Annotated in this window: 20 protein-coding genes and 1 riboswitch; of the genes, 13 read left to right on the top strand and 7 right to left on the bottom strand. The window is 42.1% G+C overall.

The features are described from left to right. The first annotated feature begins 6 nt into the window (after positions 1-6). Positions 7-870 carry an alpha/beta hydrolase gene (locus AAEY97_RS09050; protein WP_350998241.1) on the top strand — a complete coding sequence of 288 codons (864 nt, stop codon included), beginning with the start codon at positions 7-9 and terminating at the stop codon, positions 868-870. Between the two features lie 63 nt (positions 871-933). Here AAEY97_RS09050 and AAEY97_RS09045 read toward each other — a convergent pair whose 3' ends face one another. The 4 genes from AAEY97_RS09045 to ribB all read right to left on the bottom strand — a co-directional run bounded on the left by AAEY97_RS09045 (position 934) and on the right by ribB (position 3,078). Continuing rightward, complete coding sequence (locus AAEY97_RS09045; protein WP_350998238.1) at positions 934-1,320, bottom strand: VOC family protein; 387 nt, start codon at positions 1,318-1,320, stop codon at positions 934-936. A gap of 103 nt (positions 1,321-1,423) precedes the next feature. Continuing rightward, positions 1,424-1,798, bottom strand: a complete 375-nt coding sequence (locus AAEY97_RS09040) for a DUF3703 domain-containing protein (protein ID WP_162024120.1) — start codon at positions 1,796-1,798, stop codon at positions 1,424-1,426. 2 nt (positions 1,799-1,800) lie between these two features. Then, the gene (locus tag AAEY97_RS09035) at positions 1,801-2,064 is read right to left on the bottom strand and encodes a hypothetical protein (protein WP_350998235.1); all 264 of its coding nucleotides are present in this window, start codon (positions 2,062-2,064) and stop codon (positions 1,801-1,803) included. A gap of 357 nt (positions 2,065-2,421) precedes the next feature. Then, positions 2,422-3,078, bottom strand: coding sequence for a 3,4-dihydroxy-2-butanone-4-phosphate synthase (ribB, locus tag AAEY97_RS09030; protein WP_192116173.1), 657 nt, complete (start codon positions 3,076-3,078; stop codon positions 2,422-2,424). Between the two features lie 94 nt (positions 3,079-3,172). Continuing rightward, positions 3,173-3,343: riboswitch (FMN riboswitch) on the bottom strand. A gap of 275 nt (positions 3,344-3,618) precedes the next feature. Between ribB and AAEY97_RS09025 the strand changes: the two genes are divergently transcribed. Both AAEY97_RS09025 and AAEY97_RS09020 read left to right on the top strand, forming a co-directional pair. Beyond that, complete coding sequence (locus AAEY97_RS09025; protein ID WP_350998231.1) at positions 3,619-4,149, top strand: thioesterase family protein; 531 nt, start codon at positions 3,619-3,621, stop codon at positions 4,147-4,149. Positions 4,150-4,246: 97 nt separating this feature from the next. Beyond that, entirely contained in the window at positions 4,247-4,933 is a 687-nt protein-coding gene (locus tag AAEY97_RS09020) for a DNA-3-methyladenine glycosylase I (RefSeq protein ID WP_350998228.1), read from the top strand. A 17-nt stretch (positions 4,934-4,950) separates the two neighbouring features. Here AAEY97_RS09020 and AAEY97_RS09015 read toward each other — a convergent pair whose 3' ends face one another. Further along, a complete protein-coding gene (locus AAEY97_RS09015; RefSeq protein ID WP_350998226.1) occupies positions 4,951-5,568 on the bottom strand; it encodes a TetR/AcrR family transcriptional regulator C-terminal domain-containing protein in 618 nt (205 codons plus the stop codon). Positions 5,569-5,664: 96 nt separating this feature from the next. On the opposite strand from AAEY97_RS09015, the gene AAEY97_RS09010 reads away from it, so the two are divergent. The 6 genes from AAEY97_RS09010 to AAEY97_RS08985 all read left to right on the top strand — a co-directional run bounded on the left by AAEY97_RS09010 (position 5,665) and on the right by AAEY97_RS08985 (position 14,826). Beyond that, complete coding sequence (locus AAEY97_RS09010) at positions 5,665-6,774, top strand: MBL fold metallo-hydrolase (RefSeq protein ID WP_182744066.1); 1,110 nt, start codon at positions 5,665-5,667, stop codon at positions 6,772-6,774. Positions 6,775-7,101: 327 nt separating this feature from the next. Beyond that, positions 7,102-8,250: an efflux RND transporter periplasmic adaptor subunit gene (locus AAEY97_RS09005; protein WP_101088552.1), complete on the top strand. Its 1,149-nt coding sequence runs from the start codon at positions 7,102-7,104 to the stop codon at positions 8,248-8,250. 9 nt (positions 8,251-8,259) lie between these two features. Then, a complete protein-coding gene (locus AAEY97_RS09000; RefSeq protein ID WP_101088551.1) occupies positions 8,260-11,415 on the top strand; it encodes an efflux RND transporter permease subunit in 3,156 nt (1,051 codons plus the stop codon). Positions 11,416-11,833: 418 nt separating this feature from the next. After that, complete coding sequence (locus AAEY97_RS08995; RefSeq protein WP_162024116.1) at positions 11,834-12,373, top strand: hypothetical protein; 540 nt, start codon at positions 11,834-11,836, stop codon at positions 12,371-12,373. Positions 12,374-12,677: 304 nt separating this feature from the next. Beyond that, positions 12,678-13,373 (top strand): lytic transglycosylase domain-containing protein, encoded by a 696-nt coding sequence (locus AAEY97_RS08990; protein ID WP_392341772.1) that lies wholly within the window; start codon positions 12,678-12,680, stop codon positions 13,371-13,373. Positions 13,374-13,464: 91 nt separating this feature from the next. Continuing rightward, positions 13,465-14,826 (top strand): M28 family peptidase, encoded by a 1,362-nt coding sequence (locus tag AAEY97_RS08985; protein WP_502959445.1) that lies wholly within the window; start codon positions 13,465-13,467, stop codon positions 14,824-14,826. 150 nt (positions 14,827-14,976) lie between these two features. On the opposite strand, the gene AAEY97_RS08980 is transcribed toward AAEY97_RS08985, so the two are convergent. Further along, positions 14,977-15,822, bottom strand: a complete 846-nt coding sequence (locus tag AAEY97_RS08980) for a 23S rRNA (adenine(2030)-N(6))-methyltransferase RlmJ (RefSeq protein ID WP_101088548.1) — start codon at positions 15,820-15,822, stop codon at positions 14,977-14,979. A gap of 130 nt (positions 15,823-15,952) precedes the next feature. Here AAEY97_RS08980 and AAEY97_RS08975 point away from each other — a divergent pair, with 130 nt between their 5' ends. From AAEY97_RS08975 to AAEY97_RS08960, 4 genes are all read left to right on the top strand, one after another. Then, the gene (locus tag AAEY97_RS08975) at positions 15,953-16,729 is read left to right on the top strand and encodes a class I SAM-dependent methyltransferase (protein ID WP_335691895.1); all 777 of its coding nucleotides are present in this window, start codon (positions 15,953-15,955) and stop codon (positions 16,727-16,729) included. A 335-nt stretch (positions 16,730-17,064) separates the two neighbouring features. Beyond that, positions 17,065-17,598, top strand: a complete 534-nt coding sequence (locus tag AAEY97_RS08970; RefSeq protein ID WP_350998218.1) for a TnsA endonuclease N-terminal domain-containing protein — start codon at positions 17,065-17,067, stop codon at positions 17,596-17,598. Then, the gene (locus tag AAEY97_RS08965; protein ID WP_350998478.1) at positions 17,598-19,448 is read left to right on the top strand and encodes a TnsB C-terminal domain-containing protein; all 1,851 of its coding nucleotides are present in this window, start codon (positions 17,598-17,600) and stop codon (positions 19,446-19,448) included. Before AAEY97_RS08970 ends, AAEY97_RS08965 begins: the two co-directional genes overlap by 1 nt. Next, positions 19,445-20,482 carry a TniB family NTP-binding protein gene (locus tag AAEY97_RS08960; protein WP_350998215.1) on the top strand — a complete coding sequence of 346 codons (1,038 nt, stop codon included), beginning with the start codon at positions 19,445-19,447 and terminating at the stop codon, positions 20,480-20,482. Before AAEY97_RS08965 ends, AAEY97_RS08960 begins: the two co-directional genes overlap by 4 nt. Before the next feature lie 11 nt (positions 20,483-20,493). Here AAEY97_RS08960 and AAEY97_RS21595 read toward each other — a convergent pair whose 3' ends face one another. Then, positions 20,494-20,727, bottom strand: a complete 234-nt coding sequence (locus AAEY97_RS21595) for a VspR family transcription factor (RefSeq protein WP_502959442.1) — start codon at positions 20,725-20,727, stop codon at positions 20,494-20,496. Positions 20,728-20,820: the final 93 nt, after the last annotated feature.

Raw genomic sequence — 20,820 nt, 5'->3', positions numbered from 1 at the left:
AATAATATGCAAAATTTGCTTAAAAAAATAACCACAGTAGCAATGTTAGGCACCACAATGCTGGTTACTTCAGGGTGTACTATGCGCCTAAGTGAAAGCACCTTTATTGCCAGCGATGAAGTCCCCACAGCCTTTACCGCTGAGTTTACTCAACAATTACAGCAGGCGATGCCTAATCATTTGATTACCCCAGTCAGCTTAGAGTCAATTGATCACGTTAAGTTAAATGGTTTTTATATCGATAACCCCAATAGCCTTACAACCTTGGTCTTTTATCAAGGCAACGGCATGAAAATCGAACCACATGGCCTGTCGGTACTGACCACATTATCAACGCTCAATACCGATATTTTAGTAATGGATCGTCGTGGATTAGGGGCAAGTGAAGGCCAACCAAGCATTAACAATATTATTGCAGATGCACAGCAACAACTGGATTATTTACATCAGCAATATCAGCCTGAAAAAGTGATATTGCACGGTTACTCACTAGGCAGTTTTATTGCCGCTGATTTAGCAAAAAATAATAAAATAGATGCGCTGGTTTTACACGGTTCAGCAACTAATGCCGACGACTGGGTTGATGAAAAAACACCGTGGTATATGGCACCGTTTATGACTTTGGAAATGTCAGAAGATTTTCGTAAAACAGATAATAAGCAAGTGGTCGCGCAATATTATCAAGGGCCATTATTGGTGATTGCGGCAGAAGATGATGAAGAAGTCCCGCCTGAACTGTCTGAAAAACTGTTTGTCGCTAGTCAGTCAGCCAATAAGCAGTTAATTATGGTGCCCAACGTTGGCCATCAAGGCATGTTAGACGATGCCAATACCATGAGTCAGTATCAAACGTTTATTACTGCATTGTGATTTAGTTTGTCTCCAAATTAATTTCACATGGATGTGAACAGATTCATTAAGCCACAATAGTTGCTATTGACCTAAAGGCGGCTGCCATAGCTCGACTTTATTACCTTCAGGATCGATGACCCACGCAAACTTGCCGTATTCAGATTCATCTATTTTATCGAGTACATTACAGCCTTCTGCTTTGAGGGCGGCGACGACAGCGTGAAGGTCTTCAACGCGGTAGTTGATCATAAATGAGGCTTGGCTTGGGGAGAATTGGTCGCTTTTCTCTGAACTCACCGCCCAGATAGTGGTTCCACCTACGGGCTTGTTATTTGAGTCGCTCCAAGAAAAAGCCGCGCCGCCCCATTCTTGAACATCAATGCCGAGATGACGCTTGTACCAAGTCTGCAATGCAGGTGCATCTTTTGCTTTAAAAAATATGCCGCCGATACCCGTGACTCGATTCATGTGAACCTCCATATATCATGTTTAAAGCTGAAAACTAGTGATGGATTTAACATTCTTTAGGTCGTTATACCGGATGATTCAACTAAGGCATCTGTAACTCTTTCTAGCTCGTTGATATATCGTTTTTTACTTTCGCTATAATTACGGCATGCTCTGGCTTAATGGGCATAACTTTTACTGGGCTAACATTGCTACCGCCAGTATTTCCCGTTGGCACGCCTTTTATTGCAGTTAATAAAGCCGCCCCAATGATACGAATAATTTGACCGATGGCTTCGTTAATATCACGCTGTTTTATCGCCCAACGCAGCATTAAATAATGCACTTTTACATGCCAATAGGTTGATTCCTGCCCAAGCACGTGAGCATTCTCAAGGTATACAAATGAATCTGCAACATTACCTAAACGGTCGGATCGATCTGCTTCAGATAACTGCTCTTGCACGTATGGGGTGATGTTTTTGGTAAAATTATTCAATGTTATTTGCCCAATTTATTATCCTCAGTTGAATTTCTGTCGCTATTTTTTTGAACTTCAGGGTACAACCAGTTAAAAAATTGAGCAAAAAAATAATAAAGGGCTGTCATTAAGGCGGCATAAATACCGATATCAACAATACCCGGTAAGTCCGATAAACCAGTGAAGCTATCTTCCAAAGAATATTTCAGCAAACTGGCGACTGCACTGGAGCAAATTAGCGTTAAGTAAAGAGATAGTGTGCTAGTCGTATTCCATTTACTCATAATCGTCCTTTACTTCATGTTGACTAATTCTCAAGGGAATCCGTGAGGCAAATCTATGGAGGTTATTTATCCTGCTTTTTTTAGTCTGTAATGTAAAGTGTTGCATGCCCTAAGCATACTCGTTGAGTTCAAATTAGAGGTGGTGCAGCGATGACTCCTGGAGAGTGACAGGGGCAACAGGGCGGTTATGGATGGCGAATAGCGAGTCAAACAAGTGTTAACTCGCATGGTTTTATTGTCTACAACCAGTATGATTTCAAGCATAAAAAAGAGGTGCTTTGCACCTCTTAATCGTGTTATCTCATATTCATTCACAGCAGATAAGTGGCTGGTTATAAATGACGTATTAGTAACATATTACGCCAGCTTTAAGTCGTACTGGTTACGGTACATCACCATGTCTTCGATGGTGAGTACAGGCATGTTGTGCTTAAGGCCAAAGGCGATAATTTCTGGTGTTTTGGCCATGCTGCCATCTTCGTTGGCCAGTTCGCATAATACGCCAGCGGGCATTAAGCCTGCCATTTGCATTAAGTCGACAGTGCCTTCGGTATGACCGCGACGAGACATCACTCCGCCAGCGCGAGCACGTAATGGGAATACGTGTCCAGGATGAGCCAAGTCAGATGCTTTGGCATCGCGGTTTGCGGCAGTTTTAATGGTGGTCACGCGATCTTGAGCGGAAACGCCAGTGGTAACACCGTGCTTTGCTTCAATGGAGATGGTAAACGCAGTTTGATTGGCGCTGTTGTTATTAATAACCATCGGCGGCAATTGTAATTTGTTGGCGTGTTCGTCGGTTAAGCATAAACACACAATACCGCTGCATTCGCGGATCATTAATGCCATTTGGGCTGTGGTTAAATGCTCGACAGAATAAATAATGTCGCCTTCATTTTCACGATCTTCATCATCGAGTAGTAATACGCCTCGGCCTTCTCTAAGCGCCGCTAATGCGTTTTCTACACGGGTGATTGGATCGCCAAATTCGGCAAGTAGTGATAACTGATTCATGGTTGTACTCCTAAAATGACCAGAATCAGGGCTTGTAAAGAGGGATATAAATCCAAAACAAATTGCATCAACAAGCCGAGGCTAATTGATGTATCTCTATTCTCTCTCATCCGGACTGTAACCGTCGGCTCTGGACTGTTAGACATTACTCATGAGTAAATACCTAAGTCACCAGATCTGCTGACCTCGACGAATCGAGCGCTCGCGGGCTCACTTTTTCAAGTTTACCGCCGGTGGGGAATTGCGCCCCGCCCTGAGAATTATAAACAATGTGTTTGCGCTGATTTGGCTGTAATCGACTCAACGACTACGGCGTTATTGTTAGTAAGTTACGTGAAACTCAGTTAACTCACTGCCAATTTAATCAAAACGCCTCGCTATGTTAATCAGTTAAGCCACAGATGAAAAGGGGGATAAGTCTCAAAAAGAGTAACAAATAAAGTGTAATGCCAATTTTGTGCTACCAAATACAGCTAAAGCCGCTTGCTCGCTGGTATGACCTTTGTTAGCCTGTCGCGCTTACATTAGGAGTAACCGTGCATGAATCTGTATTTTCGTATTATTTTGTTGTTTTTATGGCGAATAGGTCATTGTAAAAGTATTGGTTTTTTAGGCACTAGCCGAATTGATTATCGTGCTTTACCGTTAGATTGCGATATCAATATGCATTTAACTAACTCGCGTTATCCTGCTTTTATGGATTTAGCGCGCACCTATTTGATTGCCGAAATGGGTTTGATGAAACAGTTTCTAAAAAACAAATGGTTACCGATAGTGAATGCGGCAGAGTTTACTTATATCCGCGATATTAAGCCGTTTGAAAAGTTTACCATTGAAACTAAAATCGTTGGTTGGGACGAAAAATACTTTTATATTGAGCATCGTATGGTTACCGCCCGTGGTTTACATTGCATTGCGCATGTTCGTGGTGTGTTTGTATGTCGAGGTAAACAAGTGCCTATTGAAACCTTAATTGCTGCTGCCAGTTACACAGGTGACACACCTGAAATGCCTGCTGAAGTGGTTAAATGGAAACAGTTTTTACAACTTAAAAAAGAACGTAATATATAGCGTTAGTTGTTTTTGGTATCAATGTTAATGTTTAAAGATCAACAAGCCTTTATCTGCCGTATTGGCAGATTATTGCTTGGGTTAAAGGAGCTACGCGGTGGCATTAGAAAAGTTCAGTGATATTTGGGCGCGAGCCTGTGAGCGTAAAGGCGGACCTGCGGCAGTTAAGTCATTGCTGCCTGACACTCTCGATGCCGATGAAATCGGCGAATATACTGATGCGCAGTTATTGTCTGTTATGAGTAAACGCGTGTTTCAAAGTGGCTTTGTGTGGCGAGTGGTTGATAACAAATGGCCAGCTTATGAAAAAGCCTTTTTTGACTTTGAACCAATGAAGGTGCTGATGCTGTCACCCGATCAAATTCAACAGCGGGCAACCGACCCAGTGCTTATTCGGCATCAAAAGAAAACCCAGGCGATTGTTGATAACGCTTATATGATCCAGCAGATTAATGCTGAACACGGCAGTTTTGGGGAATTTATTGCTCATTGGCCAAGCGATGACATTACTGGTTTGTGGCAAGTGCTTAAAAAGCGCGGCACCCGTTTAGGTGGCAATACTGGGCCTTATTTTTTACGTGCAATAGGTAAAGATACCTTTTTATTAAGCCAAGATGTGCAGTCATATTTAACTGCTCATAACGTCGTTGATGCTGGCTTTACATCGCAAACCGCTTTACGCCAAACCCAAGCTGCATTCAATCATTGGCAACAAGAATCTGGCATGAGTTTAGCGCATATCAGCCGTATTATTTCATTCGGTGTGGGTGATAACCGAGTGTAGAGTAGCCAACAATGTGCTTATGCCTGATAACGGCATAAAAACATGGTAACGATGCTTGCGGCAATGTCATCTTTTTGTTGTTCGTTTAATGGCTCTTCGACTTGAAATATTAATGGCCAAAAACATTGGCCTTTAATCAAGCTTTGCACTTCTGTTTGGGCCCGTTCCACATTTTTCACTGCTAAGCGTCCGTCCAGCGTTGCTGCTTTTATCCAGCGCAAAATAGCCGTTTCTTCTTTAATTACCTTTTGTAATTCTTCTTGCATTTCAGTGGTATAAAACAGATGGCCAATCACCATTCGTGATACTTCAACGTGCTCTTCTGATTGAATATAATCCATATCAAAACGCACCAACTGTTGCAGTTGTTCAGCCAAAGGTTGATGTGAGTCATATACCACAGAGGGTTGAGATAATGCTTGTTGCCATAAATCAGTCATCAAGGTCATCACCAAAGCTTCTTTGGTGGCAAAGTGGTTGTACACTGTTCGCTTAGACACTCCAGCTACTTCGGCTAATTTATCCATACTCGTTGCCGCAACCCCTAATTCTTTAAAGGTTGTTCTAGCTGCTTCAATAATCGCGGCGCGTTTAATCTGGCTGCGTGTTTGCTTTTCTGTGTTCATTGGTTTCATCTAATCAATCTTATTATAATATTTTACACTGAGTAGTTTACTTTTCAACAAGGGATTATTAAACTACACCGTGTAGTTTACTTTTGGAAGCGATAGATGAAAATATTAATGAGTCTTTTAGTCGCGCTTGGTGCATTGATTGTGATTATTTTGATCAATAAATATTGGACTGAATCGCGTGGAAATAAGACACAAATCTTCAGCAATACCGATAAAGTCTATCAAGCGGGTATTAGCAGCTTATGGCCAATTGCCAAAGCCTATTGGTCGACAAAGCGTCAAGCGCCCATTCCCCAAGGTGTGATCCCTTTAGAAACATTAACCCCAGAGATATTGGCTCAATCGACACAAGATACCGTTTATCGTTTAGGTCATTCGACGTTATTGATGCGTCTTGATGGCGAATATTTATTGATTGATCCGGTATTTAGCGAGCGAGCATCACCGGTGCAGTGGGCAGGACCGAAACGTTTTCATCAATCGCCAATCAGTATTGCTGATTTACCGGCAATAAAGGCGGTGATTATTAGCCATGATCATTACGATCACCTCGATAGCGCTGCCATTGAGCAATTGGCTACCAAGGTGCAACATTTTGTTACCCCACTTAAAGTGGGTAAGTACTTAACGGCTTGGGGCGTTGATCCTATTCAAGTGACCGAACTGGAATGGTGGCAGTCTGTTGAATTAAATGGCTTGAGTATTACCGCGACACCAGCGCAACATTTTTCAGGCCGTGGCTTGCTTGATCGGAACCAAACCTTATGGGCGAGTTGGGTTATTCAAGGTTTACAACATAAGGTGTTTTTTAGCGGAGACAGCGGCTATTTTAATGGATTTAAAGAAATTGGTGAGCGTTATGGGCCATTTGATCTCAGCATGATTGAAACGGGCGCCTATAATGAATTGTGGAGTGATATTCATATGTTGCCAGAGCAAAGCCTACAGGCGCATATTGATGTTAAAGCAAAGGCAATGATGCCAGTACACAATGGCACTTTTGATTTAGCGTTACATGATTGGTTTGAGCCTTTTGAACGTATCAACCTGTTAGCTAAACAGCAAAATGTCACCTTGTTAACGCCAAAATTTGGTCAAGCGGTGATGTTAGCCAATCCGCAAGCTAGCGAGTTGTGGTGGCGTGCCATTATGCTTGAGCCACAAAAAACAGATGAATTAAATAAGGTTGTCATCAACAATAACTAAGTTAATGTATTAACAGTGTACGTAGGCATGGATAGTTAATCCATAAATTGACTTTACCAGCATGTTACCAGGTAGTGTATTTAATGACTTAATAGGTAATGTTTGTTTGATTACCTGCGTATCGATTACAGTTTGATAACATATTCAATATATTTAACTGAAACTTATTATTTATTTACAATTTATTCGCATTAGCTTAGTTGTTTGAATTTTATACCTATGCGATAAAGTACACAGAAAATTTAACAGTTTAATTTTAGCTATTTTCAAATGAAATTCCTCAAGACTGAGGTGTCATATTGAAAATAAATTGGAGTAGGAGCACTCATGCACAAAGCATTGAAAGTCGCCGCAGTTATTTCTGCTGCATTATGGATTACCGCATGTGGTCAAGGGGATGAAAATGCCCAGTCACAGCAACCGCGACCACCTACACCCGTTGGCGTGATGACAGTTGAAGCAATTTCGCAAGCGATTAAGGTTGAATTACCGGGTCGAAGCCGTGCCTTTTTAGAAGCTGAAGTGCGTCCACAAGTGTCAGGTATTATCACTAAGCGTGCTTTTACCGAAGGCACCGAAGTTAAACAAGGTCAATCTCTGTATCAAATTGATGCAGCCACTTATAAAGCGGCATTAGTGAGTGCAGAAGCCGATCTTGCTAGCGCAAATGCGGGTTTAGCCTCAGCAAAAGCCAAAGCGGCGCGTTATGCCAAATTAGTCAAAACCAATGCAGTCAGTAAGCAAGATTTTGACGAGACGGAAGCGTTATTTAAAGAAGCACAAGCTTCAGTAGCGGTAGCGAAAGCCGCTATTAATACCGCGACCATCAACACCGAATATACTGAAGTTAAAGCACCGATCTCTGGTCGTATTGGTAAGTCATCTGTTACTGCTGGCGCGTTAGTGACCGCTAATCAAAGTAATACCTTAGCGACAATTCAACAGCTTGATCCGATTAACATCGACATCGTTCAGTCAAGTGCACAATTATTGCGTTTAAAAGCCAATTTACGTTCAGGCCAGTTATTGAAAAGTGACAATGCTAAAGTGACCTTAATTCTTGAAGACGGCAGAACATACGATCAACAAGGTATATTACAATTTGCTGAAGTGAATGTAGACGAAACTACCGGTTCAGTGACGTTACGTGCCGAGTTCCCTAACCCTGACGGTACCTTGTTACCCGGTATGTATGTGCGTGCGCTATTAAATGCTGGCCAAGACCCACAAGCTATTTTAGTGCCTCAACGTGCTATTACCCGTAATTCCAAAGGCCAAGCGGTTGCAATGATAGTAAACCAAGACAGTAATGTTGAAATGCGCGTGGTACAAACCGCTGAAGTGATTGGTCATCAATGGCGTATTGTCGATGGTTTGTCTGTTGGCGATAAGTTAATTGTCGAAGGATTACAAAAAATCCGCCCTGGTGCACCGGTTTCTGCACAGGTGTTAACGGCTGACCAACCACAAAAGTAGGGAATCATTATGGCTCGTTTTTTTATTGATCGCCCTATTTTTGCGTGGGTGATTGCACTATTAATTATGCTTGCAGGTGTGTTAGCCATCAGAGGCTTACCCATTGCACAGTATCCAAGTATTGCACCTCCAACCGTAGTGATCAGTGCTTTCTATCCAGGTGCGTCTGCCAAAACCATGGAAGACACAGTCACTCAGGTGATTGAGCAGCGCATGACTGGGCTTGATCACTTACGCTATATTTCTTCAACCAGTGACAGTTTTGGTAATGCGAAGATTACCCTAACGTTTAATGCTGAGGCTGATCCAGATATTGCTCAAGTACAAGTTCAGAATAAGCTGCAAGCGGCTACGCCATTGTTGCCTACTGAAGTTCAACAGCAAGGTGTACAAGTTAACAAGTCCAGTTCTGGATTTTTAATGGTACTTGGTTTTGTGTCTTCTGACGGTTCGATGGGCAAAAGCGATATTTCTGATTATGTTGCTGCCAACGTTCAAGACCCAATGAGCCGTGTACCTGGTGTGGGTGAACTCACGCTTTTTGGTGCGCAGTATGCGATGCGTATTTGGTTAGACCCGTTTAAGTTAACTCAATACAAATTAACCAGTATTGATATTATTGCGGCAATACGTGAGCAAAATGCCCAGATATCAGCAGGACAATTAGGTGGTGCCCCTTCGGTTGCGGGTCAAGAACTTAACGCGACCGTATCAGCACAGAGCCGCTTACAAACCCCAGAGCAATTTAAGCAAATCATTGTTAAATCTGACTCATCAGGTGCCAATGTTTATTTAGGCGATGTCGCCAGAGTTGAGTTAGGTGCAGAAAGCTACGCAGTAGACTCATATTACAATGGTAAACCAGCATCGGGCCTTGCATTCAAGCTGGCTACAGGCGCGAATGCGTTAGACACGGCAGAAGGCATTAAAGCCAAAGTTAATGAGATGAAAGAGTTTTTTCCTCAGGGACTTGAAGTCGTTTATCCCTATGATACAACGCCATTCGTAGAGCAATCGATAGAAGGTGTAGTGCACACATTGATAGAAGCCATTGTGTTGGTATTCTTGATTATGTATCTGTTCTTACAAAATTTTAGAGCAACGCTTATTCCTACCATCGCTGTACCAGTAGTATTGCTAGGTACGTTTGCGGTGCTATCAGCAGCAGGTTTCACCATCAACACCTTAACCATGTTTGCCATGGTGTTGGCCATTGGTTTGCTGGTGGACGATGCTATTGTGGTGGTGGAAAACGTCGAACGCGTGATGTCGGAAGAAGGCTTAAGTCCGCTGGAAGCCACCCGTAAATCGATGGACCAAATTACCAGTGCGTTAGTGGGTATTGGTTTGACCCTGTCAGCTGTATTTGTACCAATGGCATTTATGTCTGGGTCGACAGGGGTTATTTATCGTCAGTTCTCGATCACCATTGTATCGGCTATGGCCTTGTCGGTGTTTGTGGCAATTGTACTAACGCCTGCGTTATGTGCCACCATGCTAAAGCCTGTTAAAAAAGGCCATACTCATGCAGATACCGGTTTCTTCGGTTGGTTTAACCGTAAATTTGATGCCATGACATCACGTTATGAATCAAGTGTTGGCAGTATTTTAAAGCGTTCATTCCGTGTCATGTTGATCTACGTTGGTTTGGTTATCGCAGTGGCCTGGATTTTCTTACGCATGCCAACTGCATTTTTACCCGATGAAGACCAAGGTATCTTGTTTACCCAAGCTATTTTGCCAACCAATTCAACCCAAGAAAGCACGGTTAAGGTCTTAAAAGAGGTATCCGACTATTACCTTACCGAAGAGAAAGAACTCGTAAATTCAGTGTTTACTGTGGCGGGCTTTAGTTTTGCGGGTTCTGGTCAAAACATGGGTATTGCGTTTGTGAGCCTAAAAGATTGGTCCACACGTGAAGCGCCGGGTGAAGATGTTAAGTCGTTAGCGGGTCGAGCTATGGGTCGCTTTATGCAAATTAAAGAAGCCTTAGTGTTTGCCTTTGTGCCGCCATCAGTGATTGAACTTGGTACCGCAAATGGTTTTGACGTTTACTTAAAAGACTTAAACGGTCAAGGACATGCCAAGTTAATTGAGGCGCGTAATCAATTATTGGGCATGGCTGCGCAAAACGCTAATCTTGTAGGGGTTCGTCCAAATGGACAAGAAGATGCGCCTATCTATAAAATTAATGTTAATCACGCCAAATTACGTGCTTTAGACATTGATATTAATAGTGTGAACAGTGTCTTGGGTACCGCGTGGGGTGGGTCGTATGTGAATGACTTTATCGACCGTGGCCGAGTTAAGAAAGTTTATGTTCAGGGTGAGGCTAAATACCGTATGCAACCTGGCGACTTAGACTCTTGGTATGTGCGTAACAATAATGGTGAAATGGTGCCGTTTTCGGCATTCGCATCAGGTTCCTGGGAGTTTGGTTCACCTCAGTTACAACGTTTTAACGGTGTGCCTGCGGTTAACATTCAGGGCGCTACAGTCCCGGGCTACAGTACCGGTGCGGCGATGGATGCACTTGAAAAAATGGCTGAGAAGCTTCCACCTGGCTATGGCTTAGAGTGGAATGGTTTGTCGTACGAAGAGCGTTTATCGGGTAACCAAGCGCCTAGCTTATATGCGTTATCTATTTTAATCGTATTTTTAGTGTTAGCGGCATTGTATGAAAGCTGGTCGGTACCATTATCGGTCATTTTAGTTGTTCCACTCGGAATTATTGGTGCCTTACTGGCAATGAGTGCTCGTGGTCTGCCTAATGACGTATTTTTCCAAGTAGGCTTGCTAACCACGGTGGGCTTAGCGACTAAAAATGCCATTCTAATTGTCGAGTTTGCTAAGGAATACTACGAGAAAGGCTCAGGCTTAATTGAGGCAACCTTGCATGCTGTTAGAGTACGTTTACGCCCAATTCTAATGACCTCTTTAGCATTTGGTCTAGGTGTTGTGCCATTAGCGATTAGCTCAGGAGTAGGCTCTGGTAGCCAAAATGCCATCGGTACTGCGGTCTTGGGCGGTATGATGACCTCCACCTTCTTAGGTATCTTCTTTGTGCCGTTATTCTTTGTGGTGGTTGAACGCATTTTCAGTAAGCGTGAAAAACCCACTGAAGAGGAAAATGAAAAAGTGGATAATGATAGAAAAGATATTTAATTTTTTACATTATTGATTGTTAAAAGCCCAGTTTTGCTGGGCTTTTTTGTGACTATTGTTTCTCTATAGATGCAGCTGCTAATAAATAACCTTAATGGTGTTAAGTCAGCATTATTAAACGATATTTTGATTATTTGTGCAGGGGAAACTGTAAATGTGTTTAAAAAACACTCTTGTGCGAATGCTTTTAGGTAGTTGATAAAACTAAAGATTAAAATTTTAACTGTATAGTATTCAACCGTGCTAGTACTGTTTTTTGTGTTATAGTTAAGATCTGAATCAAAACAGTTTATTAACATCTATTGGTGTTTGGCTTACTCTTTTGTGGTTTATTTTTAGCAAAGGTATCGCCAATAAAGATGAACTTTTGATTAAATAATGATTATGATAGTGAATAACAATAATAAAGGATGTCACCATGCAGGCGCTGTTTATAAGCCTCACTTTAGCCGCTATTCTGGCTTATCTTTGGTATGCCAGTTTACTTAAAAAACGCACTTCAGCCATTGAAGCGCTGAAAGTGATCGACTCAAAAATTGATAAAAGACTGACATTGTTTACCGAGCTATGTCAGGAAAAACCATCTTATCCACGCCCTTTAACAGATGACCAACAAGCCCAGTTGGAGCAACTAAAACTGTTACAGCCCGAACATGATTGGGAACAACCGATTGAAGAGTCAAATATGGCTGGTGGCTCTTTGTCGGTATCGATAGCCGCTTGGCAGCAGATTGATCAAGGTTTAGAAGCGCTATTAGCTACAGTGAATAAAGACAAACTGAGTGCGGATCAGCTCGCTGAATATATACAGCTAGAGCTCGACTTTGTGCACGCAGAAGACTTTTACCGTAAAGCCGTAGATGAGTTAAACAGTGGGGTTAAAATTTTCCCAGGTTCGGCGGTGGCAAAATTCGCCCGTATCGCGCCGATGCCTATATTCGATCAAGTGCAGGAATAGTCACATGACATGGCGTAATCGGCAGACGCTATTGGGTATCGCTACCTTGTTGGCTTGTGTTTGCATACCTGTGCAGGTACAAGCCAAGCAAGTGGTTTTCCCTGCCGTGGAAGACGTTGAAAAGCCGCAAATCAAAGCTAAGTATATTCCTCAGCAAGCCGCAGTAAAAAAACAGTTATCGTTACAACAATCTCAAACTACCACTGCTGAAAACCACTCCGTGCCGACTATAGAAACATATAACGTATTGAGTCGACGCAACGCTAAGTCTGTCGATGAGCAATCAATTAATGATCAGCTGTCGTTGAATGCAGGCTATGTAGGAAACAAACAGAAACCGCGTACCTTAACCAATAATTATGCGTTAACGAAAGCGGGCACAGTATCGAGTAAGCCTCGTGTTAAAGCCAGTTACTCCGAAAATGGTATTGTCAGTGATTTAGGCGTTGAAAAGCGTAAAGTGTTTCAATACAAACAAACCAATGGGGTAATGGTGTTTAGCGACCAACAACCGCTGGATGCAGACTATCAAGTGTTATTGTATGAATGTTTTGCATGCCGGGTCGATTCGGTTATCGATTGGTATAAGATCCCATTATTTACCTCACATTTCGCCGCCGACGTCGCTTTAGCCGCGCGGCAGTATCAGCTTGACCCTGCACTTATTCGAGCAGTGATCCATGCAGAATCAGCGTTTAAAATTGGCGCATTATCCAAAGCAGGTGCCAAAGGATTAATGCAATTAATGCCAGGTACTGCTAGCGATATGGACGTCGATGATCCTTTCAATGCTCAACAGAATATTCGTGGTGGCAGTCGTTATCTTGCGCAGCTATTAAGCCAATTTAACGGCGACATTGACCTTGCGTGTGCGGCATACAATGCCGGCCCAACGACGGTGATGCAATACCGCGGTATACCGCCCTATCCTGAAACACAAGCTTATGTGAAGCGCGTAAAAATATTATTAAAACGCTACCAAAAAGCATTAGCCAGTTAATTTAAGGTATTTATTAATGAACCATGTAATTCATAAAGTACAACCTAAGCGGGTCAAACTCAGTCGTAACAACGGTTATTGTTTAGCGGGTATGGCCGGGTTGCTGATATTGGGTGCTGTAACCGTGCCAGCATTTGCTGCCGACAAATCAACGTTTGTAGCCCCATCACAAGAAGATGTGCGTTTATACGACATTGCTACCGCACCACAAGCTAAGCGGATTGAACAAGATATTCGTACCTTAGTTGGCTTCGGTACTCGGCACACTTTGTCTAATACCACATCTGACACTCAAGGTATTGGTGCCGCTAGGCGCTGGATTGAAGCTGAGTTTAATCGTATATCCAAAGAGTGTGGTGGCTGTTTAGAAGTGGTAACGGTTAGTGACACTGTTCAAGGTAAACGAATCGAAAATCCAACCGAAGTGGTTAACGTTATCGCGATTCAGCGTGGTAAAACGGATCCTAAGCGTGTGGTGATGATGAGTGGCGACATTGATTCTCGCGTTAGCGATGTGTTGGATGCTACCTCAATTTCTCCTGGTGCTAACGACAATGCATCGGGTGTGGCAGGGGCGCTAGAAGCTGCACGAGTATTATCAAAATATCAATTTAACGGCACTATCGTTTATGCTGCATTGTCGGGCGAAGAGCAAGGTTTGTATGGCGGCAATATTTTAGCTGATTATGCTAAAGCGCAAAATTGGCAGGTTCAAGCAGTATTAAATAATGACATGATTGGCAATATATCTGGCATTAATGGCGTGGTGAATAACAGCAGTGTACGGGTGTTTTCTGAAGGCGTACGTTTTGCCGAAACCGCAGATGAAGCCAAAGAACGCTATTTTAGTGGCGGCGAAAATGATTCTGCTTCACGCAATTTAGCTCGTAAAATTAAATCGCTAGCCGACCAGTACATGACTAATTTAGAGGTGATGTTGGTGTATCGACTCGACCGTTTTGGTCGTGGTGGGCATCATTTACCGTTTAATCAGGCTGGTTTGCCTGCCGTGCGGATTATGGAAACCAACGAGAACTATAATCGTCAGCATCAAGATATACGGGTAGAAAATGGTATTGCGTATGGTGATGTGATTGAAGGTGTTGATTTTGGATTTACCGCCAAACTGACCGCACTTAATGCGCTAAGTTTAGCGTCACAAGCATGGGCACCCGCGCCACCAACCAAGGTGACCATTGCAGGGCAAGTATCGCCGAGTACCACCTTAAGTTGGGCCAGTAGTGACGATAAAACCGTTGTCGGTTATCGCGTATATTGGCGCTCAACAACGGTAGCGGAATGGACTCATAGCCGCTATGTCGGCAAGGTTAATCAGTTCACGTTAGATAATATGGTTATCGACAATTATTTGTATGGTGTTGCGAGTGTTGCCGCGAATGGCAATGTTAGCCCGGTGGTGTTTCCGGGTGCAGCAGGTGCATTCTTTAAATAACGCTCTGTAACAGCAATTAAAGATAACCAACAAAAATGCCCAAACCGTTGCAGCGGTTTGGGCATTTTGCGGTTTGGGCATTTTTATATAATCAATAATCAGCAATCATTCTTCACATAGCACAGCAACATAAACCCTGCAGAGGGTAAATTATTCGTCCACTTCCCACTTCACAGTAGTATGACCGTCAGCACGGCCTAATAGTGGCGTCAAATAATCTAACGCCTCTTTAGCCAATACATCCAATTGCCAAGGTGGGTTTATTACCCATAAACCCGCGGCCGTCATACCAAACTCGTCACTGTCAGCACTCACCGCTTGTTCAATACGCAGTTGTCTCTTAATGCCACTATTTTTTAGTAGCGTTAACATTGCTTCTGTTTGCTCACGTTTGACCACTGGATACCATAAAAGAAATGTCCCAGTTGCAAAGCGTTTGTGGGCTTTAATGATGGCTTGAGCAACATCTTGATAGTCGGTTTTCATTTCATAACTTGGGTCGATTAATATCACTCCACGACGTTCTAATGGCGGTACCGCGGCAATTAATCCCTGTAAACCATCACCTTTAATGACTTTGACTTGTTTGTCTTCAACAAAATAATCTGCTAGTAACTCATGGTCAGTACCGTGGAGTTCGTGTAACACCATACGATCTTGCGGACGAAGCTCAACATCTACAATAGCGGGTGAGCCAGGGTACACGGTTAACTCGCCATCAAACTCAGCGTTAAAGTGCTGCACAGTTTCAACATAGTTGGCCAATGCGGTGGGTAAATTAGCGTGGTCCCATAGCTTGGCAACACCCTCTAGATACTCTCCGGTTTTTTGGGCGAACTCATCGGTTAATGAGTAGGCACCAGCGCCTGCATGAGTATCGATATACACATAAGGTTTATCTTTTTTCTGCATGGCTTTTAATACTTGAATAAGCATAGAGTGCTTAAGTACATCGGCATAATTGCCTGCATGATAACCGTGGCGATAACTGAGCATGGGCATTTCCATTTACTAAATGAGACAGCAAAAACTGTGTAATAGCGACATTATAAGTTTTCTAGCGCGCGAGGTATAGGTGTTCACTGGTGATGGCTTTTGGCATAATGGCGTAGTTTCTTACATTGGCATGGTAATCATCTTGTTGCAGACACCTATCTTCTTTAATCAGCAGTATCCCTCATTAGTCGATATAGCCCAGCGCTGGCAGTTGGTGTGGGACAAAGACGCCGCTTTTGAATTGCGTTTCGAGCAAAACTGCTTGAGTTTACATAAGCGAGATGAGCCTAAGCTTGACGGCATTAGCGTTGACTTTGTGTCTGGTGCTGTGGCGCATCGACGTAAGTTTGGTGGTGGACGCGGTCAATCGATTGCTAAAGCTGTCGGGCTAAAGCAAGGCGTAACGCCCATCGTAGTTGATGGCACCGCAGGGCTTGGTCGAGATGCTTTTGTACTGGCAAGCCTAGGCTGTAAAGTGATTATGGTTGAACGTCATCCTGTAGTGGCGGCATTGCTTGAAGATGGTTTACGCCGCGCTTATGAAGACGCTGAAATAGGCGAGTGGATGCGCGATTTGATGAGCTTATTTCACGGCTCAAGTATCAGTGCGTTAGCCGACGCCGCGAAGTCGTCTGGCACCGAGATCGATGTTGTTTATCTTGACCCTATGTACCCACACCGCGAAAAATCAGCACTGGTTAAAAAAGAAATGCGCGTGTTTCAAACTCTGGTCGGCGCAGACTTAGATGCAGATGGACTGTTAGCACCCGCTATGGCACTCGCCACTAAGCGCGTGGTAGTAAAGCGTCCTGATTACGCAGAAGACTTGAATGGTGTTAAACCGAGTATGGTGTTAGCGCAGAAAAAAAACCGCTTTGATGTCTATGTAAAATCCGCGATGAAATAACGGTGGGTTTGGTGTCTTATATTCGCGACAATAAGTATGTCGCTGAACCCATACATTGACATAATGTACCCATAGTTTGACAAATTTAACCCATTCAATGACATAAAAATGGCTTTTGTATTTATATTACAAAATCCATTTTCTTTAATATCAATGCCTTGAGTAATTAATAACCCATACATTGACAAGTTTTCGCATATTAGTACACTAAACATACTCTATTCGTGCGAATTTAACTCATGTATATAAGAAGCTTACGTAAACCATCTCCTAACAAAAACGTATTTAAATTTGCTAGCTCTAAAGTTAGCGAAACAATAATGTGTGAGAGTTCATTGGAGTTTGATGCGTGCTTTCATCATGAATACAATGATTGTATAGAGGTGTTTGGTAGCCAGCCTGAAGGGTTTTATTACGATTTTGAGGGCAAAAGATTGCCCTATACACCTGATACGATAGTTCACTTTATCGATGGGACGGTAAAGTTTCATGAATATAAACCTTATAGTAAAACATTCGATCCAATCTTTAGAGCTAAATTTGTAGCCAAGAAAGCTGCTGCTCAGGCCTTGGGAGCAGATCTTATCTTGGTAACAGAACGTCAAATCCGCGTAAATCCTATTCTAAACAACCTTAAAATATTGCACCGATATTCGGGAATATATGGCTTAAATACTATTCAAATTGAATTGCTTAAGCTTATAAAAAGAACAGGGAAAATAAGTGTAAATGATGTCGCAATAAAACAGTCATTGTCATTAGGTGAGGCTAGGTCATATCTTTATTCTCTGATACATAAAGGATTAATCAAGACCAACTTAAACCAGGATGATCTTACTTGTAACCCTTCTGTATGGTGCATTGAGTGATGGACTTCGAGGATGAATTCAGTGAGTCTGAATTAGTTAAAAAGCCCGATACCCATATTCAATATGTGAAATTAGACGATGTAGGGTTAGTGAGGCGAGATTTAGATACCTTCCCTGAATTCTTAAGAGACAAAGCACTCGGTAAATACCAGCTCATTGCTTTAATCGAAGAGACAATTACTGGTGGATGGACTAAAAAAAATCTAGACCCAATCCTTGATGCACTTTTCACTGCAAACATGGACAAGCGACCTAACTGGCGAACGTTAGTCCGTTGGCGTAAAAGCTACATTGACAGTAACGGCGATCTTGCATCATTAGTCGCTAAACGCCATAAAATGGGCAACAGAACAAGTCGAGTTCAGGGTGATGAAGCATTTTTTGAGCAAGCACTAACTCGTTTTTTAGATGCAAAAAGACCTAAAGTATCTACAGCATATCAATACTATAAAGACGCGATAACCATTGAGAATGAAAACATTGTTGATGGACAAATTCCTATCATTTCTTACAAAAGCTTTAATCAAAGAATAAAGTCACTACCTCCTTATCCTGTTGCCGTGGCGCGGCATGGTAAATTTAAAGCAGATCAATGGTTTGCTTATTGCTCATCACATATACCCCCAACGCGAATATTAGAGCGTGTAGAAATTGATCACACACCACTTGATCTAATCCTGCTTGATGATGAGTTATCTATCCCACTAGGCAGGCCTTATTTAACCTTAATCGTCGATGTTTTTAGTGGTTGTGTTTTGGGGTTCCACTTAAGTTATCGCTCGCCCTCATATGTTTCAGCAGCCAAAGCAATCGTGCATGCAATACAACCAAAATCATTTGAAGGTCTTAATATCGAACTTCAAAATGAATGGCCTTGCTTTGGTAAATTTGAAAACCTCGTTGTGGATAATGGAGCTGAATTTTGGTCAAAAAGTTTAGAGCATGCCTGTAAAGAAGCCGGTATAAACATTCAATATAACCCCGTTCGCAAACCTTGGTTGAAGCCATTTGTAGAGCGTTTCTTCGGGATGATAAACGAATGCTTTTTAACTGAGTTACCTGGTAAGACTTTCTCGAATATCCTTGCAAAAGAGGACTATAAACCTGAAAAAGACGCCATTATGCGCTTCTCTACCTTTGTTGAAGAATTCCATCGTTGGATTGTGGATATATATCATCAAGATTCAAACTCACGCGAAACGCGTATCCCCATCAAACAGTGGCAACATGGCTTTGATATTTACCCGCCATTAAAAATGAGTACAGAGGACGAACAGCGATTCACTGTTTTAATGGGCATTTCAGATGAGCGAACTTTAACGAGAAATGGCTTTAAATTTGAAGATCTAATGTATGACTCAACGGCATTGGCTGATTATCGTAAACGCTACTCACAAACTAAAGACACAATAAAAAAACTGATTAAAATCGACCCTGATGACCTCTCAAGTATTCATGTTTATCTAGAGGAGTTAGGTGGTTATCTTAAAGTACCCTGTACTGACAATAGTGGTTACACCAATGGCTTGAGCCTCCATGAGCATAAGGTGATTAAGCAAATTAATCGTGAGGTTATTCGGGAAGGCAAAGATAATTTGGGGCTAGCTAAAGCCCGTATGGCAATTCATGCCCGTGTTAAGCAAGAGCAAGAAGCATTTATTGCATCCAAAACAAAAGCTAAAATTTCAGCAGTAAAAAAACAGGCTCAGTTAGCCGATATCAGCAATACAGGTCAAGGGACGATTAATTTAAATACAGAGGAACTAAACTTATTTTTACCTAATAAATCAGAAACTAAACAAATCAATGTTTTCGATAATTGGGATGATGATTTAGAGGCTTTTGAATGAAGACCTTGAGTTCTGCTCAGATTGAGCAATTACAAATATTTAGTGACTGCATTGTGCTTCATCCACAAGTTAAAACCATTTTTAACGATTTTGATGAGTTAAGATTAAATCGTCATTTTCAATCTGATCAACAATGCATGCTATTAACGGGTGATACCGGTGTAGGCAAAAGCCATCTGATAAATCACTACAAAAAACGTGTCTTCGCTAGCCAGAATTACAGTCGTCAATCCATTCCTGTATTAGTGAGCCGTATATCCAGTGGAAAAGGGTTAGATGCAACCTTAACTCAAATATTAATGGATCTTGAGTTGTTTGGTAGTCACCAAAGAAAAAAGCGTGGTTATGAGACTGACTTGACCAAAAAACTTGTCGGTAGTTTGGTTAGGGCAGAGGTTGAGCTGCTTATCATCAATGAGTTTCAAGAGTTGATAGAGTTTAAAACCGTTCAAGAACGGCAATTAATTGCCAATGCATTGAAGTATATAAGCGAAGAAGCCAAGGTGCCTATTGTGTTAGTGGGTATGCCATGGGCAGTGCAAATTGCAGAAGAGCCGCAATGGTCATCTCGGTTAATACGCCGAAGAAAACTTGAATATTTTAGCCTTCAAAAGGACAGTAAGTATTTTCGTCAATATCTTATGGGATTGGCGAAATACATGCCATTTAACGAACCGCCAAAACTTGAAGCTACACATACCACAGTCGCATTATTTGCTGCATGTAGGGGTGAAAATAGAGCGTTAAAACACCTATTAACTGAATCATTAAAAATAGCTTTAATGGATAATGCTATAACTCTGGATAATCAATATTTAGTAGCAGCATTCAATAAATTGTGCTTATTTGATGACGTCAGTAATGAGCTAATACAGTTGAAAGATAATCCATTCACTCTGCCGATAGAGCAAATCAAAATATCTGAAATAACACGATATTCCACTTACAATCAAAACGCATTAGCAAGTAACGAGATGCTATCTGCAAGGCTATTTTCAGTCCCGGTTACCTTAACTAAGTTACTGAGTAAATAAGCCATTCAGAACTAGTGCCGCCCATCATTCTTTAAGGCGCTTAAACAAGCCTCTACCGCTTTAATCTTTCCTATAAACATATAACATTGATTTCGAGCTTCGACAATTCGTGGGTAAATTTTTTGCTCCATATTGGGTAGTTTATTGAGCAGCTTTTTTAGCTCTTCAGCTTCACTGGTTGAGCTAATGAGATCGAATTGGTATTGATGAAGAGTAGTATTGAGCAGATTGGAATGACTTGACACCGTATTAGTCCTTGGGCCCCCCTGTGTCAGGATTGTTGTCACCCCTTAAAATCATCCAATAATTAAATAGAGGGGGCGGTCAATGAGAGCTCA

This window comes from Shewanella sp. TB7-MNA-CIBAN-0143 (genome assembly GCF_040310065.1).
Lineage (GTDB): Bacteria > Pseudomonadota > Gammaproteobacteria > Enterobacterales > Shewanellaceae > Shewanella.
The sequence above is the reverse complement of the archived record's forward strand: the minus strand, read 5'-3'. Positions and strand labels throughout refer to the sequence as shown.

What these genes read in the sequence shown, in the direction of transcription:
- AAEY97_RS09015 (WP_350998226.1), bottom strand. Translation starts at nt 5,568, where the DNA reads ATGAAACCAATGAACACAGAAAAGCAAACACGCAGCCAGATTAAACGC.
- AAEY97_RS08980 (WP_101088548.1), bottom strand. Translation starts at nt 15,822, where the DNA reads ATGCTCAGTTATCGCCACGGTTATCATGCAGGCAATTATGCCGATGTA.
- AAEY97_RS09035 (WP_350998235.1), bottom strand. Translation starts at nt 2,064, where the DNA reads ATGAGTAAATGGAATACGACTAGCACACTATCTCTTTACTTAACGCTA.
- AAEY97_RS09000 (WP_101088551.1), top strand. Translation starts at nt 8,260, where the DNA reads ATGGCTCGTTTTTTTATTGATCGCCCTATTTTTGCGTGGGTGATTGCA.
- AAEY97_RS08985 (WP_502959445.1), top strand. Translation starts at nt 13,465, where the DNA reads ATGGCCGGGTTGCTGATATTGGGTGCTGTAACCGTGCCAGCATTTGCT.
- AAEY97_RS09045 (WP_350998238.1), bottom strand. Translation starts at nt 1,320, where the DNA reads ATGAATCGAGTCACGGGTATCGGCGGCATATTTTTTAAAGCAAAAGAT.
- AAEY97_RS09025 (WP_350998231.1), top strand. Translation starts at nt 3,619, where the DNA reads ATGAATCTGTATTTTCGTATTATTTTGTTGTTTTTATGGCGAATAGGT.
- AAEY97_RS08995 (WP_162024116.1), top strand. Translation starts at nt 11,834, where the DNA reads ATGCAGGCGCTGTTTATAAGCCTCACTTTAGCCGCTATTCTGGCTTAT.
- AAEY97_RS09005 (WP_101088552.1), top strand. Translation starts at nt 7,102, where the DNA reads ATGCACAAAGCATTGAAAGTCGCCGCAGTTATTTCTGCTGCATTATGG.
- AAEY97_RS08975 (WP_335691895.1), top strand. Translation starts at nt 15,953, where the DNA reads ATGGTAATCATCTTGTTGCAGACACCTATCTTCTTTAATCAGCAGTAT.
- AAEY97_RS08960 (WP_350998215.1), top strand. Translation starts at nt 19,445, where the DNA reads ATGAAGACCTTGAGTTCTGCTCAGATTGAGCAATTACAAATATTTAGT.
- ribB (WP_192116173.1), bottom strand. Translation starts at nt 3,078, where the DNA reads ATGAATCAGTTATCACTACTTGCCGAATTTGGCGATCCAATCACCCGT.
- AAEY97_RS09010 (WP_182744066.1), top strand. Translation starts at nt 5,665, where the DNA reads ATGAAAATATTAATGAGTCTTTTAGTCGCGCTTGGTGCATTGATTGTG.
- AAEY97_RS08965 (WP_350998478.1), top strand. Translation starts at nt 17,598, where the DNA reads ATGGACTTCGAGGATGAATTCAGTGAGTCTGAATTAGTTAAAAAGCCC.
- AAEY97_RS09050 (WP_350998241.1), top strand. Translation starts at nt 7, where the DNA reads ATGCAAAATTTGCTTAAAAAAATAACCACAGTAGCAATGTTAGGCACC.